Here is a 16105-nt window from a genome sequence, read left to right as displayed (position 1 = left end):
GGGCGGGTGGGGAAGCCCGCCCCCTGCACCGGTAGGGGTCAGAATTCGTAGGTCGCACCCAGGAAGAAGGTGCGGCCGAAATTCTGGATCGTGCCGGTCTGAGCGACATTGCTCCAGTAGGTCCGGGTCGGTTCATCGGTCAGGTTGTTGACCTGTGCAAGCAGCTTGAGCCCGTGCAGCACGCTGCCTTCCTGGAACTGGTAGGACAGCTGCGCATCCATCACCGTCTCCTTGGCGCTGGTCAGGATCAGTTCGCTGATGCCGATCTGCGGGCTGACGAAGCTGGAGCGGTGACGGGTGCTCAGACGCGCGCCGAAGCCTGCCTTTTCGTAGAATACCGTCGGGTTGAAGACATGCTCGGACAGGCCCGGCAGCGGCAGGTTGATCGTCGCGCCGCTGGTCGCGCTGGGGAATTCCAGATCACTTTTGCTGTAGGCATAGTTGATCTGGACCCCAAGACCATCGAACGGAGCGGGCAGTTCGACGAAGGTCTTGGAGAACTGGAATTCGAAGCCGTAGACATAGCCGCCATCGCCGTTGATCGGCGAGGAGAAGCTGCCGACCGCGTTGCCGGGCACGTTGGTTCCGGGGATCGGCGGCGGCGTGATGCCGTTGTCGACATAGTTGAACTGCGGGATCGTGCCGTTGATGATGTACGATTCCAGGTCCTTGTAGAACGCTCCGATCGCCAGCACGCCCGAATTGCCGAAATAATGCTCATAGGCGAGGTCGAACTGGTTGGCGCGATAGGGCGAAAGGTCGGGATTGCCGCCGCCGCCGGTGGTGTTGCCGTCCGATCCGGTATTGACACTGATCGAACCGCGCAGCTCGAAGAAACGCGGGCGCGAGATCTGGCGGCTGTAGCTGGCGCGCAGGATGTCGCGGTCGGACAGGTCGAGGATCAGGTTCACTGCGGGCAGGAAGTCGTTGAACGTCCGTCCGCGCGTCACCGGACGGCGGTTCTCGCGCGCCGGCGGCGGGGTGGCGGGGTTGTCGACCAGGTTGGGGTCGGCAAAGTTGACGGTCGAGCTCTGGTCGGTGCGGACATAGCGCGCGCCGATATTGCCGTGGAAGCGCAGCCCGCCGAGTTCGGTGTCGAAATCGAGCTGGGCATAGCCCGCGTACGTTTCCTCATCGATGCGGAAGCTCTGGTCGATGGTGAAGTCGAACGCGATCTGGTCGGTCGGCTGGCGCACGCCCAGGCGGTTACCGAAGGCGAGGTTGAACGCGCCGTCGATATCGACCACCGCAAAGTTCGGCAGTCCGGCGGCGGCATAGCCGCCCGAGAAGCCGGCCTGCTGGACCAGATTGCCGGGCACCGCAAGCGGGCTGCCGGGGATACCGAAGGTGTTGAACGAGGTCACCCGGCGGTCGCCGCGGCGGTCGGCATAGCGGAAGCCGAAGCGCAGCGCGTCGAGGAAATTGGCCTCGTCGAAGCGGATGACCAGGTCGGCAGCCGTCGCGAACAGTTCGTCGCTGTCCGCCTGCGGCACCAGGAACTGGCCGTCGAGGAAGAAGCCGCCGCCTGCCGGATCGACATCGGCGAAGTTCGAGCTGATCGAGCGGATGGTCGGCAGGCGCGTGCCGTTGAGCTGATAGTCGACCGAGATCAGACCGGGGATCGAATCTGCGCGGCGCAGGCCCGTGGGCGTGCTGACATAGGGGCGCAGGTTGATGCCCGCATTGTTGAAGAAGCTGGTGCCCTTCGAATAGCCGACATCGACGGCGAGGGTGACGCGGTCGCTGAAGTCATAGGCCAGGTTACCGCCGATCGTGTAGAGCTCGTCGCGGCGGCTTTCGTCCTGGTTGACCAGCTCAGTGCCCAGGCCGAAGCCGAAACCGTTGGAGCCGACCTGGTTGACGATGCGTCCGCCGATCAGCGCGTTGTTGGCGATCACCGGGTTGATGAACTGGTTGTCGCCCGATTGCGGCGACACGACGCGCAGGCCGCGACGCTTCACGTCGGACTTGAAGCGCGAATAATAGCCGTCGATCAGCACGCGGAGGCGATCGCTCGGCTCCCACTGGATCACGCCGATCGCCGCATCGCGGGTCTCGCGTCCGCCGAACTGGATGCCCTCGAAGCCGAAATTGAGCGAGTCCACCGTGCCGTCGCCATTGAGATCGCGGCTGGGCGAACCGTTGGTGCCCGGGATCGGGAAGTCGAACTGGACGAAACGGGTGGCGACATTCGGCTGATACAGCCGCGCATAACCGACCGCGATCCCCAGGGTGTCGTCGAGCAGCTTGGCCTGGACCGAGCCCGAGACGCGATAGCCATAGGACGAGACGTCGGGGCTTTCCTTCGCCCGGTCGTTGTACAGGCCGCGCATGTTGAGCGTGCCCTTGAAGCTGTCGGCATTGTCGAGCGGGCGCACGGTCTTCAGTTCGACCTTGCCCGCAACGCCGCCTTCGATGTGGCTGGCGAGCGGCGACTTGTAGACTGCGGCCTGGCTGATCAGCTCGGAGGGATACTGGTCGAACTCGATGACGCGGTTGCCGCTGGTCGCAACCTGTTCGCGGCCGTTGAGCGTGGCCGAGACGAGGTCCTGCGAGAGGCCGCGGATGTTGATCGCGCTGGCCTGGCCACCGGTGCGCTGCGAGGTGACGCCGGGCAGACGCGCCAGCGATTCCGCGATCGACACGTCGGGAAGACCGGCGATGTCGTCCGCGGTCACGATGTCGACGATGAAGTTGCTCTCGCGCTTGGCGGCGATCGAGTTTTCCACGCTGGCGCGGAAGCCGGTGACGATGATGACGCCCGCATCCTCATCGATCTGTGCGCTGCCCTGCGCCTGTTCGGCGTCGGCCGACTGCGCGAGCGCCGGGCAGGCGGCGCCGATCATCAGCGCGGTGGACAGGGCGGCAAGGCTGGCGCGGCCAGATGCAAGGCGCACACGACGGGCGCGAAAAATCGCTTTCATGATCACTCTCCCCAGGGGCCCCGTCCAGCATCTGGCGGGGATGAATTCATGGCGTCTGGAGGATCCCAGAGCCGCCGGTTTTCAGGTGAACCGGTCGGCAGGATGAATAACCTTTGCGCCCCGATTGCAAAAGGCATACGCATACGTATTCAGCCTGACCGGTCGCCAGAACCGCAGAAAAGGGCGGTTCTGCAAGGAACCGAAGGGACGCAGGGGCAGGATGGGACGCAGGCCAACCTCATTCGATATCGCGCAGCTGGCGGGGGTTTCCCAGCCGACGGTGTCGCGCGCGCTCAGCGGAAATCCGTCGGTCAACGAACAGACGCGGCGGAGGATCCAGGCGATCGCGGCCCAGCTCAACTACTCGGTCGACAAGAACGCCTCTTCGCTCCGCCGGCAGCAGGCGAACACGCTGGCCCTGCTGTTCTTCGAAGACCCGACGCCTGACGATTCGATGATCAACCCGTTTTTCCTGGCGATGCTGGGATCGATCACGCGCACCGCCTCGCGCGCCGGGTTCGATCTGCTCATCTCGTTCCAGCAGCTCTCGAGCGACTGGCATGTCGACTATCAGGACAGCCACAAGGCCGATGGCATCATCCTGCTGGGCTACGGCGATTACGAGGACTATCGCGCGCGGCTGACGCATCTGGTCGAGCAGGGGACGCATTTCGTTCGCTGGGGATCGCCGATGGCCAACGAGCCGGGAATCACCCTGGGGTCCGAGAATCGCCGCGGCGGCCATGCCGCGACCCGGCACCTGATCGAGCGCGGACGGCGACAGATCGCGTTCATCGGCACCGCATCCAGCCATGCACCCGAATTCGAGGACCGCTGGCGCGGCTATTGCGATGCGCTGGCCGACGCCGGGCTAGAGGCCGATCCGGCGCTGCAGCGCAATGCCGAGACATCCGAGGAATCGGGGCGAGAGGCGGTGCAATCGCTGCTCGATGCGGGAACGACATTCGATGCGATCTTCGCGGCATCGGATCTGATCGCCATCGGTGCGATGCGGGTGCTGGCCGAACGCGGCCTCACCATCCCCGGCGACGTCGCCATCGTCGGCTTCGACGATATCCCCGCCGCCAGCTTCACCAGCCCGCCGCTCACCACCGTCAGCCAGGATGTGAAGGCGGCAGGCGAGGCCCTGGTCGATACGCTGCTGCGCAAGATCCGCGGGCAACAGGTGGAGCCCTATACGCTGCCCACCCAATTGGTGGTGCGCGGGTCCAGCGGCTAGGCTGCACCGCATTCAAGTATACGTATGCGGTGCTGTTGTGCGCTCCCAGTGGCTCTGCCACGGTTCGGCCTGTACCCCTGCCGAGACCACAAGCGGGCGGGGCGATAGGGACGATCCTGGGGAGAGGCGCATGACTGCGGAAAAACCGCGCAAGAGCTTTTGGCAGCTGTTCAACCTGAGCTTCGGGTTCTTCGGGATCCAGATCGGGTTCGCGCTGCAGAACGCGAACATGAGCCGCATCTTCCAGTCGCTGGGCGAAAGTCTCGACAATCTGCCCGCCCTGTGGGTGGCAGCGCCGCTGACCGGATTGCTGGTGCAACCGATCGTCGGCCATTATTCGGACCGCACCTGGACCAAGCTGGGCCGCCGGAGGCCCTATTTCCTCGCCGGTGCCGTGCTCGCGGCGCTTTCGCTCGTGATCATGCCGCTGGCGCAGTCGCTGCTGCTTGCCGCGATGACATTGTGGATTCTCGATGCCTCGCTCAACATCTCGATGGAGCCGTTCCGCGCCTTTGTCGGCGACAATCTGCGCAAAGACCAGCACACGATCGGCTACGGCATCCAGACCGCGTTCATTGGTGCGGGCGCCGTGGCAGGGTCGCTCTTTCCCTACCTGCTGACCGCCGCCGGTGTCGCCAATGTCGCAGCATCGGGCGGCGTGCCCGACACGGTGCGCTACAGCTTCTGGTTCGGGGGCGGGGCGTTGTTCCTTGCGGTGCTGTGGACCATCGTCACCACCCGCGAATACAGCCCCGAAGAGATGCGGGCGTTTGCCGACGGCCAGGATGCCGAAGGCGCGGCCATGCCGATGCGCGCACTGGCGGTGCGGGGCCCCGGCGCGGCACTGGGCTGGCTGGCAGCGGGTGGCGTCATCATCGCATCGGTCTGGCAGTTCGGGTTGGAAAAGGAGGTCTATCTGCTGGGCGCATTGCTCGCGGCTTATGGCCTTGCCAGCCTGGCTGCGATGCACCTGGCGCGGACCGGTCGCGACAACAATCTGCTCAGCCATATCGTCGGCGACTTCGCAGGCATGCCGCCGATCATGAAGCGGCTGTCGCTGGTGCAGTTCTTCAGCTGGTCGGCGCTGTTCGTGATGTGGATCTATACCACCCCGGTCGTGGCGCAGGCGGCCTTCGGCACCGCCGATGCCGAAAGCAGCGCCTATAACGAGGCCGGCAACTGGGTGGGCGTGCTGTTCGCGGTTTACAACGGCATCGCAGCGATCGCGGCGCTGACGCTGCTCCCCTGGCTCGCCGCCCGGATCGGCAAGGTCCGCACCCATGCATTGTGCCTGCTGTGCGGCGCGGCGGGGTTTGCGAGCTTCCTGGTCATCCGCGATCCGCAGATGCTGATCGTCAGCGAGATCGGCATCGGCATCGCCTGGGCGTCGATCCTTGCAATGCCGTATGCCATCCTCGCCTCCAGCCTGCCGCAGGGCAAGCTCGGCATCTTCATGGGCCTGTTCAACGTGTTCGTGGTGCTGCCGCAGCTGCTGGTCGCCACCGTGATGGGCAGCGTGCTCAAGGCGTTCTTCCCCACTGAGCCGATCTGGACGATGGCGTTTGCTGCGGGCGTGCTGGCGCTGGCCGCGCTGGCGACGTTGCGGGTGGCAGAACCGGCAGACTGAGGCGCATGTCGCGTCGGCCGCGCGGTCATGACCGTCCGACGGTATCCGTGGCCCAGAGCTGCTTGGCGTGCTGGACATCGCTGGCGCTGACCCGTCCGATTCTGTGCGCGATAAAGTCGATCCCGTCGATCAGCCACAGCGCAAATTGCGGCTGCGCCAGCCGGTAGACGCGCTTCTGGGCGATCGACTTCAGCTCGACCAGACCCAGCGTCCGCAGCACGGCCAGATGCTGCGACAGCCGAGTGGGGGAGATATCCAGATCGAGCGCGAGCTCGTTGACGGTCTGATCGCCGGCGCGCAGTTTCTGGATCAGCCGGATCCGGTCCGGGTGCGAAATCTGGCGAAGAACGGTGGCCAGTTCGTTGGCGACAATGGTTCGGCTCGGCACGCTTCAGTTCCTTGTGATGTCCGATGGGGAAGGGGGTGGATCAGTTCGATGCAACGACGCGCAGATGCGCCGGCTCGCGCTGGGCGCGGGATGGGGTTTCGGGTGTCAGAGCCCGCCAGCGCGGCACGGTGCGCTGGCCTTTGGCCACGCCGCGGCACAGCTGGTCGATAAAGTCTTCATGGCTGACCTCGGTGACATAGGGGGCCACCGATCCGCGCCCGGGCGTGACGATGCCGCAATCCCAAAGCCGCGCAGCCCCCTGGGCCAGCCTCTGCGCTGCCAGGCTGAAACCGGCATGGCTGGCCGCGAGCGCCAGTGACTCGATCAGCAGCGGCGCGTTCAACGGCAGATCGGCTGCGCGATCGTCCAGCGATTCGCTCGAGACCATCGTGAGGGAGCGATGGTGCCACACCATCGGCCACGGGGTGCTGATCCCCGTGATCTCTGCCAGCAGCGCGAACACCAGGCTGCGCAGATCGGGCAGAACGATGATCGCGTCCCAGCGGGCGGGATGACGCACTAGCTCGCACAGATGGTCCTCGACGGTCATCACGTCGATCTCTGCAAGGTCGCGGGTCACCGACCGATCGAGCAACAGCATCCGCCGGATCATCGCGTTGCGACAGCGGGCATCGGTGACGATCGCAACTTTGTCGCGCCCTTCGCGCCGCGCGGCCTCGATCATTGCCTGCAGGACATCGGGGCGGGGCAATGGCGCATCATCGGCGTCATCGGGCAGACAGGCAGCGGGAAGCGGCGAGAGCAACTGGATGTCGACCGCAGAGCGGCTGTTGGGCTTGCCGGTACCGTGATCGTGAAGATAGCTGCCAATCCAGGATGCGCGCGGCAGTGCGGCGGCGCTTGGATGCTGGAGGGCTACCGGCGACCAGCTGAGCCAGGGCGCGAAGGTCGGTGCGGCAGGGGCATGCGTGGCCGACCGGGCTGCTGCCGCCCAGACGGTGACGTGGCGCAGGCCCGACTTCGGGCGCTGAGACACCTGTTCGATGGTGAGATCCAGCCAGCGCGCCAGTCGATCGATCGCCGCGGCCCAGGCAGCAGGAACGCCGTCAGCGGCAGGGACGCCGAGGGAGAGCGTCGCGCGGGTAACGACCGTCAGTTCCGGAGGCCGTGTCTTGGGTGCTCCCCCGACAGGGTCGGTCCACGCAATCGCGCGGTCCGCCTGCGAGATGGCAGGATCGAATTCAGACACTTCCGGGTGCGTTTCCATGTCGGCCAACCTCGTTACGGGATCAGGATGCCGACAGCGCCTATCCGTATTGCGGCGATCGCGAAAATTCAATAAATAGCCCATAACGTTCGTATTATGCGAACCTTGCTATCTGCCGAGGCTTTCATGCACCTCAACTTCAAGCACCTGCGCTATTTTCATGCGGTGGCGCATGACGGCAACCTCACCAATGCCGCGCGGCGGCTCAATGTCTCGCAATCGGCGCTTTCGACCCAGATCAGGCTGCTCGAGGAAAGCGTCGGCCATGCGCTGTTCGAGCGGCGGGGCCGGCGGCTCGAACTGACCGAGGCGGGACGCGTCGCGCTGAACTATGCCGACAGCATGTTCGAGACCGCCAACGAGATGATGGCGACGTTCGCCGGTGGTTCGGCCAACGCCCGGCGGCACCTGCGGGTGGGGGCCTTGTCGACGCTCTCGCGCAATTTCCAGATGCGTTTTCTCGCCCCGATGGTGGGCCGTGATGATGTGCATCTGGTCATCCATTCGGGTTCGTTGCGCGATCTTGTAAGAGCGCTCGAAGCCCACGAACTCGACGTGCTGCTGACCAATCGCCTGCCGTTCCGCGACAGTGGCACCAACTGGGTGGCGCATCTGGTCGACCAGGCGCCTGTCAGCCTGATCGGCCCGCAGCGCGTCGATGTCTCGCGCCAGACACTGCGCGATCTGCTGACCACGATGCGGCTGGTGGTGCCCGCCAAGGATAGCGGCGTGCGGGCCGATTTCGACCTCCTGACCGATCGGCTGGGGGTTCTCCCCAATATCGTTGCAGAGGCCGACGACATGGCGATGCTGCGGCTTTTGCTGCGGGCTGGCACCGGTATCGGGATCGTGCCGCCGATCGTCGTTCGCGACGAACTGAGCACGGCCGTGCTGCACGAGATCATGGTCATCCCCGGGCTGACGGAGAGCTTCTACGCGATGTCCCCGTCGCGCCGGTTTCCACATCCTCTGGTCGACCATTTGCTCGACATTGCGAAGGCTGCGTGAGCCATGGTTCAGTTTAGTGGAACGATTAAATCCATTCATTGAATTTTATATAACAGGCGTCGCGCGCTACCGACCCACCTGACGTCACCCCGCGAGGGGGTGGCACGGGAGGCGTGAACCATGGCTGTAGTGCCTGTGCTGGCTTTTTGTATCGCTGCGATTGTGGCCCTGGGGCTTCTCGCTGTCTGGGGTGGAGACCAGCGGGCACGGGTGACCGGTGCGCTGCTCGAGGCGGGCATGCTCGCCTGCCTGGCTGCCGCCATTGCCGCCATTGGTCCGCTCGCCACGGCAGGCCCGCTGGCGTCGGGGGTGCTCGGCTGGAACGGCCTGGGTCTTGCGATCCGGCTGGATGCGGTGAGCCTTCCGGTATGCATCCTGGTGGCGTTCATTGGCTGGGTGGTGCTGCGCTTTGCGCGCACCTATCTCGCCGAAGAGCCCCGCCGTGCCGCGTTCCTCGGCTGGCTGGCGTTCACGCTGGCCAGCGTGCTCGCTTTCACCTGCGCAGGCAATCTGGTCCAGATGGTGCTGGCATGGATCGCGACCAGCCTGTGCCTGCACAAGCTGCTGCTGTTCTATCCGCATCGCCCCGCTGCCCAGCGTGCCGCGCGCAAGAAGTTCATCACGGCGCGCCTCGCCGATACGGCACTGGTAGGCGCTGCGGCGCTGCTCGCCATCCATTATGCCAGCTTCGACATCGCCACGATCCTCGAAACCGCGCGGCAGGGTGAAATCTCGCCTGTGACCACCTTCGCAGCCTTGCTGCTGGCGCTGGCTGCGGTGCTCAAGTCGGCGCAGTTCCCGCTGCATGGCTGGCTGACCGAGGTGATGGAATCGCCGACCCCCGTCTCCGCCCTGCTGCACGCCGGCGTGATCAATGCGGGCGGTTTCCTGCTGATCCGCTTTGCCGATGTCATGCTGCTCTCATCCGGAGTGATGGCGGGGCTGGTGATGATCGGCGGGTTCACCGCGATGTTTGGCGGGCTGGTGATGCTGACCCAGCCGGCGGTGAAGACCTCGCTTGCCTGGTCGACCGTCGCGCAGATGGGGTTCATGATCATGCAGTGCGGTCTGGCGCTATTCCCGCTGGCCTTGCTCCACATCATCGCGCACTCGCTCTACAAGGCGCACAGCTTCCTTGCATCGGGCGGCGCGGTGGAGCGGATCGCGGCTCAAAGTCGCCCAGGTCCTGTGGCCATTCCGGACGCGCGCGCCGTGCTGACCGCGTTTCTGGCAGCGCTGGGCATCTACCTGGTTTTCGGCTGGGCGCTCGGCTTTCAGGACAAGTCGCCGCAGTCCAATGCGCTCGGCGCGATCCTGATCTTCGGTGTCGCCTATCTGCTGGCACAGGGCCTGGCGGGCGCTGCCCCGGTGGCGCTGATGCGGCGGATGGTCGCCTATTCGGTCATCGCATCGCTGGGCTATTTCGTGCTGCACATGCTGGCCGATGCCCTGACTGCGGGCACGCTGCCGCCAACGCCCGCGCCGGGGCCGCTCGAATGGGTGCTGATCGCGCTCGCGGTGGTCAGCTTCGCACTGGTCGCGGTGGCGCAGTCGATGTTCCCGCTGTGGGCCTATCATCCGGCAGCGGCGGGTCTGCGCGTCCACCTGTCCAACGGGCTATACGTCAATGCGCTGTTCGACCGCCTTCTGCGCGGCTGGGCCGTGCGGCCCCGCATCTGACACCGCTTTTCAGGCATCCAGGAGAAGAGACCCATGGCTTCGCAACCGACCCCGCATATCGCCTCGATCGCCGATGCCGCCGCGCGTGCCATCCCGCCGGTCTGGCCGCTGGCCTCCAGCGTCGCGGTCAACCCCTATCTCGGCCAAGCCGGCCTTGACCTTGCGCATACCGCCGCCGTGCTGGCGCGGGTGAGCGATGCCGCCACCACCATGCCGCGCCGCTGGTACCGCGAGCGGATCGAGGCGGGCGCAATCTCGGACGATGATCTGGTGGCAGCGCTGGCTGCGGCGCCGGGCCCCTCGCGTCCCGCAACGCTGGGCGAACTGAAGCTGGCCGCGCAGCGCCCGCATCTCCGCCGCGACCCGCTGCCGACAATCGCCGATCTGGCCGCCAAGGGCTCGGGCATCGATTGGCCCGCGGTGATCACCGAGCGGCTGGGCGGCTGGGCTGCGGCCTATTTCGACGAGGGACAGGCGTTGTGGGCCGCGCCGCGGGGCAAGTGCGCCTATCGCGCCTGGCAGGATGTTGCCACGCACGACCTTACACCCGAGATCGTCGGGCTCGACGGGTTCGCGCGCTTTGTCGCCGATCTGCCCGACAGCGCCACCGATGCGATGGCGGCGAGCGTCGTGCGGCTCGGCCTGCCACACGAGGCGCTGCAGACCTATTTCCACAGCCTGCTGATCAGCCTGGGCGGGTGGGCACAGGTGGCGCGTCACCGGTTGTGGCAGGCCGAACTCAAGGGCGAGGCCGATACCACGGTCACCGATTTCCTGTGCATCCGGCTGATGTGGGAGGATGCGCTTCATGCCCGTTATCGCGACAAGATCGCCGATGCCTGGGCCGATGTCGTCGCCAGCCATCAGGCGCCTGCCACGCCGGATGCCGACCTGATCATCGATGCCCTGTTGCAGGAAGCGGCCGAACGCTCGGCGCAGCGCGCGCTGGGCCGGACGCTTGCCACCGCGTCGCCTGCAGCCGGGCGCGAGGCTCCCCTGCTGCAGGCGGCATTCTGCATCGATGTCCGCTCCGAAGTCTTCCGCCGGGCCATCGAGAGCCTCGATCCGCGGATCCAGACGCTGGGCTTCGCGGGCTTTTTCGGCCTGGGGGCTTCGCATCGGCGCTTTGCCTCGGATGTTGCAGAACACCGGCTGCCGGTGCTGCTCAATCCCGCCATCACCAGCCGCGCGGGCGGACCGGAGGATGACCCGGCAGACAGGTCGGCACGCTATCGGGCCCGCGCCAAGCGTGCCTGGGGACGGTTCAAGCTGGCGGCGGTGTCGTCGTTCGCCTTTGTCGAGGCAGCCGGGCCCGTCTATCTGGGCAAGCTGGTGCGCGACGGTCTGGGCCTCAAGCGCAAGGCACTTCCCAGTGATCCGATGCCGCTGGCCGAGCCCGCGATGGATCTCGATGCCAGAATTGCCACTGCAACCGCGGTTTTGCGCGCGATGTCGCTGACGCAGGACTTTGCGCCGCTGGTGCTGCTCGTTGGTCATGGTGCGAATGTCGTCAACAATCCCCATGCCAGCGGGCTGCATTGCGGCGCCTGCGGTGGCTATTCGGGCGAGGTCAATGCACGGCTGCTGGCCGGGTTGCTCAACGAACCGGCGGTGCGCGACGGTCTGGCGGCTGCCGGTATCGCAGTCCCGGCGGGCACGGTGTTCCTGGCGGCATTGCACGATACGACGACCGACGGCGTCCTGATCTATGACCGCGATCATCCATCGCCTCAGCATGCCGAGGACCTGAAGCGCGCGCGGGAGTGGCTGGCGAGCGCTGCGATCCTCTCGCGGTCCGAACGCGCGTTGCGGCTACCGCGCGCCACCAGGGGCGGCGATGTGCCGCGCCGCAGCCGCGACTGGGCCGAGGTCCGGCCCGAGTGGGCACTGGCGGGATGCAAGGCGTTCATTGCCGCCCCGCGTGAGCGCACCGCGGGCAAGAGCCTGGAGGGCCGCGCCTTCCTGCACGACTATCAGTGGCGCAGGGATGAAGGCTTTGGCGTGCTCGAACTGATCATGACCGCGCCGGTGGTGGTCGCCAGCTGGATCAGCCTGCAATATTACGGATCGTCGGTCGCCCCCGATCTGTTTGGTGGCGGCAACAAGCTGCTGCACAATGTCATCGGCGGTATCGGCGTGGTCGAGGGCAATGGCGGCACGCTGCGCGCCGGGCTGCCGTGGCAATCGGTCCACGATGGCAGCGCCCTGGTGCACGAACCGCTGCGGCTGTCTGTCTGCATCGAGGCCCCAGTGGAGGCGATGACCGCCATCCTCGAGAAGCACGCCAGTGTGCGGGCGCTGTTCGACAACCGCTGGCTGCATCTGTTCGCCCTCGACGAAGCGGGGCAGCTGGCGTGGCGCTATGTCGGCAATCTGGCGTGGGAAGAGGTCGATTCGGAAGGCCGCGCCTGCACGCCGCGGGGCCTCGCCGCCTGACCCGATGCCCGGTTCACATCGATGCGCGCGCTGCGGCGCCTGATCGCCATCGTCAGGCGTCGTCGCGTGGCGTGTCCAATGGATGGCCGAGCACATGTTCGGCGCAATCCGTCCTGACGAAGGTCGCAACCTCCTGCCGAGCGTAGAGCCGCTTGGCGATCGGCGCGATCTGCTCGCCCAGCAGCATGCCGAGCAGTCCGAGAAGCGCGACGACGGGCGGTGCGGGCGAGCGGACGCCGAGGAGACTGTAGAGAAAGCCGACCAGCAGGCCGGCTGCCAGCGACAGGATATAGGGCTTCATCATGCGTCTCCCCGGCGGCGGGTTTCGGTCAGCTGCGCGCGAACGCCAGCAGGTCCTGGTTGAGGCGGTCCTGTTCCTGCGCAGGGATGGCATGGGTCGCGCCTTCATAGACCGACAGCGTGGCATCGGCGACGATCGCCGCAGCCTTTCGGGCGGTGATGTCGATCGGCACGACCTGGTCGTCATCGCCGTGGATGATCAGCGTCGGGACGTCGATGCGCTTGAGGTCCTCGGTGAAGTCGCTTTCCGAGAACTGCTCGACGCACAGATATTGCGCATAGGCGCAGCCGGCCATGCCCTGCGACCAGAAGGCCATGCGCAGCCCGTCTTCCTCGGCCCGGCCCTTGTCCCAGCCGAAAAACGTGTCGGGGAAGGTCATGTAGAAGCCCGAGCGGTTGTCGAGCACCGCCTTGCGGATGCCATCGAACACCTCCATCGGCACACCGTCGGGGTTGTTGGGCCCCTTGGCCATCACCGGAGTCACCGCGCCGATCAGCACCATCTTGGCGACCCGGCTGGTGCCGTGACGGCCGACATAGCGGGTGACCTCTCCGCCGCCGGTCGAATGGCCGACGAGGATCGCATCCTTGAGGTCGAGCGCATCCATGACAGCGGCAAGATCGTCGGCATAATGGTCCATGTCGTTGCCCGATGCCGGCTGGTCCGATCGGCCATGGCCGCGCCGGTCGTGCGCGATGACCCGGAAGCCGTTGTTGGCGAGGAACAGCATCTGCCCGTCCCAGGCGTCGGCATTGAGCGGCCATCCGTGCGCGAACACGAACGGCTGGCCTTCGCCATATTCACGGTAATGTATGGAAGTGCCATCCTTGGCGGTCACAAAGCTCATGGTCGGTTCCTTTGGTTGGATGGAAGGTTCGGAGACGGGACCGGCGCGCATCGGAGGGAGGGGCAGGATGCCGCCGGTCCCTTGACGTTCAGTGGCCGCCTTCGGTTGCACCGAACATCATCCGCGCATAGCCGATGCCCAGGCCATAGCCGCCGCCCCAGACCTGGGCGATGCCGGTGGTGGAATCATAGGTCTCGCTGCGGGCCCAGTCGCGCTGCAGTTCCAGCAGATACTGCAGCGCCGTCATCGGGCGCGCGCCCATCTGGATCATCCGCTCGCAAGCCCGCTCGTGCGCTTCTGCCGAAATGTCGCCGCAGGCATCGGCGATGAAATAGACCTCGAAACCCTGATCGAGCGCAGACAGCGCGGGTCCGACGATGCACACGCTGGTCCACAGCCCCGCCAGCACGATGCGCGGCTTGCCGATCCGGTTGACTTCGGCCACCACCGCATCATCTTCCCAGCTGTTCATCGATGTCCGGTCGAGCATCGCTTGCCCGGGAAATGCATCGGCGATCTCGCTGAACATCGGGCCGGAAAAGCTCTTTTCGGCAACGGTGGTGAGAATGGTCGTGACATCGAACGACTTGGCGGCGCGGCTGATCAGCGCAGCATTGTTGCGCAGCAATTCGGTGGCGATCGACTTGGTGGCAAAGGCCATCTGCGACTGGAAGTCGATCAGGATCAGCGTGTGGTCGCCGGGCGTGATCAGCGCTTTGCCCGGAATGGTGGTGGCGGTCGGGGTCATGGCAGGCTCCTTGGGTCAGGCAACTGAGGCTGCCTGGGGTCGCGTGAGGATAAGGATCGGTTGCAGCCGTGCGCTTTCCCGGTTCGCCCGGGAAGCAGCGGGCACGCCCAGGCAATAGGCCCGATCCAGCCGGCAGGTCTTGCACAGGGCTGACGTGCTTTGCCGCAGATGCAGCCTTTGGCAGGCGGCAGCGCGGTCGCGTGTGCGTTACAGCTCTATCAGGCCGCGCTTGGCGGCCAGCGTCACCGCGTGCGTGCGGTCGGTCGCGCCCAGCTTGGCGAAGACGACCTTCATGTGGCCCTTGACGGTCTCTTCCGAGATCTGGAGCTTGGCAGCGATCTGCTTGTTCGAATTGCCCCAGGCCGCCAGCGATAGCACCGCGACCTCGCGTTCCGACAGGTCCTCGTCGAGCACGTGCAGCGCGATGGCCGTGGCCACCGTCGCATCGAGATGCTTGCCGCCGTCGTGCACCGAACGGATGGCTCCCAGAAGGTCGTTGCGCAGGCTGCCCTTGAGCAGATAGCCCATCGCCCCGGCGCGCAGAGCCTTGATCGCCCGCCCGTCACCGGCATAGGTGGTCAGCACGATGATCCGGGCATCGGGCGCGAGCGCGCGAATCTGCGTGATGACATCGACACCCGACATGTCGGGCATCTGCATGTCCATCAGCACGATGTCCGGGCGCAGCCGCTGATACTCGGCGATGGCATCCCTGCCGCACGCAGCCTCCCCGGCGACCGCGATGTCGGGCTGGGTCGAGATGACCGCGCGCACGCCTTCGCGCAGCAGGGCGTGATCGTCGACGATCATCACCGAAATCGGTCGTGCCGGACCGGGCTTGCCCGCCCCGCTGGAACCTCGCTGCTGCATGAATGTACCCGTATCCCCGGTTGCCGCTCTTGCATACCGCAACGCGTCGCCCTTGGCACCCTCAAGTTGTTGGCGGTCAACGCAGTGCCCCGCGCAGTCCCGCCGTCGTCCTGCGCGCATCGCCATTGCGGATGTCGAACGTCCATTGCAGGCGCGGGGCAGAATGGCCGGGCCGATGCGCCTCGATCGCCGCCAGCGCCCCGTGCATCATCGCGGCCGCGCTCGCCTCCACGTCTTCTGTCGGCAACACGCATTCGGACCATGCCAGAAGGCAGGCCGCGGACTGCGCCTCCATCCGCAACGCAGTGCGCATGGCCAGTTCGGTGAGCCCGCCCAGCGCATCGAGGCACGATTGCGCCGCAGGCCCCATGCCGATCAGCATCACTGCACCGGCCTGCATCGGCAGCGGCGGCGTGGAGAGCATCAGCGTCTCGCCGATATGTCCCTTGAAAATCCCGCCCGCGCGCAGCCGCGTCAATGTGCCGTGCAGCGCAAGGTCGACCTGGCTGGCACCGCCGCGCGCGGGATCAATGCCGTTCTGTTCGAACATGCCGACCACGAGGAGGTCGACGCGCGCGGCGATGACATCGATCTGCGCCACCTGGAAGACGACATTGTGCCGACGACCGATCCTGCGCGGCGTGCTGATGACCATGTTTCGACCCGTGGCTGTGTGCATCGGCACGCGGCAAGACTGTTGCCGGTGATCGAACGTCAGCGCGCGCCTGTCATGTCGGTTTCCGCTGCGATTTGGACAGGATGGCGCTGATCGACTAAGGTGTGGGAGACGAGATTGGTGGCGAGCGTC

General features: G+C 65.9%; 13 protein-coding genes. 5 read left to right on the top strand and 8 right to left on the bottom strand.

What is annotated here, in order from left to right:
- Positions 1 to 38: 38 nt before the first annotated feature.
- Complete coding sequence (locus LI72_RS07945; protein WP_081984715.1) at positions 39 to 2924, bottom strand: TonB-dependent receptor; 2886 nt, start codon at positions 2922 to 2924, stop codon at positions 39 to 41.
- A gap of 220 nt (positions 2925 to 3144) precedes the next feature.
- Between LI72_RS07945 and LI72_RS07940 the strand changes: the two genes are divergently transcribed.
- Positions 3145 to 4164 (top strand): LacI family DNA-binding transcriptional regulator, encoded by a 1020-nt coding sequence (locus LI72_RS07940; protein ID WP_033925160.1) that lies wholly within the window; start codon positions 3145 to 3147, stop codon positions 4162 to 4164.
- Positions 4165 to 4294: 130 nt separating this feature from the next.
- Positions 4295 to 5791 carry an MFS transporter gene (locus LI72_RS07935; RefSeq protein WP_033925159.1) on the top strand — a complete coding sequence of 499 codons (1497 nt, stop codon included), beginning with the start codon at positions 4295 to 4297 and terminating at the stop codon, positions 5789 to 5791.
- A 25-nt stretch (positions 5792 to 5816) separates the two neighbouring features.
- On the opposite strand, the gene LI72_RS07930 is transcribed toward LI72_RS07935, so the two are convergent.
- Together LI72_RS07930 and LI72_RS07925 are read right to left on the bottom strand one after the other, a co-directional pair.
- Complete coding sequence (locus tag LI72_RS07930; protein WP_033925158.1) at positions 5817 to 6179, bottom strand: ArsR/SmtB family transcription factor; 363 nt, start codon at positions 6177 to 6179, stop codon at positions 5817 to 5819.
- Positions 6180 to 6219: 40 nt separating this feature from the next.
- On the bottom strand, positions 6220 to 7407 hold the full coding sequence (locus tag LI72_RS07925; protein ID WP_033925157.1) for a hypothetical protein: 1188 nt from the start codon (positions 7405 to 7407) through the stop codon (positions 6220 to 6222).
- Between the two features lie 126 nt (positions 7408 to 7533).
- On the opposite strand from LI72_RS07925, the gene LI72_RS07920 reads away from it, so the two are divergent.
- The 3 genes from LI72_RS07920 to LI72_RS07910 all read left to right on the top strand — a co-directional run bounded on the left by LI72_RS07920 (position 7534) and on the right by LI72_RS07910 (position 12531).
- Complete coding sequence (locus tag LI72_RS07920; RefSeq protein WP_033925156.1) at positions 7534 to 8415, top strand: LysR family transcriptional regulator; 882 nt, start codon at positions 7534 to 7536, stop codon at positions 8413 to 8415.
- Positions 8416 to 8535: 120 nt separating this feature from the next.
- On the top strand, positions 8536 to 10095 hold the full coding sequence (locus LI72_RS07915) for a proton-conducting transporter transmembrane domain-containing protein (RefSeq protein ID WP_033925155.1): 1560 nt from the start codon (positions 8536 to 8538) through the stop codon (positions 10093 to 10095).
- Between the two features lie 33 nt (positions 10096 to 10128).
- Positions 10129 to 12531: a YbcC family protein gene (locus LI72_RS07910; RefSeq protein WP_033925154.1), complete on the top strand. Its 2403-nt coding sequence runs from the start codon at positions 10129 to 10131 to the stop codon at positions 12529 to 12531.
- A gap of 52 nt (positions 12532 to 12583) precedes the next feature.
- Here the strand turns inward: LI72_RS07910 and LI72_RS07905 are convergent, their stop codons facing one another.
- The 5 genes from LI72_RS07905 to LI72_RS07885 all read right to left on the bottom strand — a co-directional run bounded on the left by LI72_RS07905 (position 12584) and on the right by LI72_RS07885 (position 15952).
- Complete coding sequence (locus LI72_RS07905) at positions 12584 to 12832, bottom strand: DUF1427 family protein (RefSeq protein WP_033925454.1); 249 nt, start codon at positions 12830 to 12832, stop codon at positions 12584 to 12586.
- Positions 12833 to 12860: 28 nt separating this feature from the next.
- On the bottom strand, positions 12861 to 13679 hold the full coding sequence (locus LI72_RS07900; protein WP_033925153.1) for an alpha/beta fold hydrolase: 819 nt from the start codon (positions 13677 to 13679) through the stop codon (positions 12861 to 12863).
- A gap of 88 nt (positions 13680 to 13767) precedes the next feature.
- Positions 13768 to 14427: a hydrolase gene (locus tag LI72_RS07895; protein WP_033925152.1), complete on the bottom strand. Its 660-nt coding sequence runs from the start codon at positions 14425 to 14427 to the stop codon at positions 13768 to 13770.
- 207 nt (positions 14428 to 14634) lie between these two features.
- Complete coding sequence (locus tag LI72_RS07890) at positions 14635 to 15297, bottom strand: response regulator (protein ID WP_052129605.1); 663 nt, start codon at positions 15295 to 15297, stop codon at positions 14635 to 14637.
- 76 nt (positions 15298 to 15373) lie between these two features.
- Positions 15374 to 15952: a M17 family peptidase N-terminal domain-containing protein gene (locus LI72_RS07885; protein ID WP_033925150.1), complete on the bottom strand. Its 579-nt coding sequence runs from the start codon at positions 15950 to 15952 to the stop codon at positions 15374 to 15376.
- Between the last annotated feature and the right edge of the window lie 153 nt (positions 15953 to 16105).

The organism is Sphingomonas sp. 35-24ZXX (assembly GCF_000786215.1).
GTDB lineage: Bacteria > Pseudomonadota > Alphaproteobacteria > Sphingomonadales > Sphingomonadaceae > Blastomonas.
The sequence above is the reverse complement of the archived record's forward strand: the minus strand, read 5'-3'. Positions and strand labels throughout refer to the sequence as shown.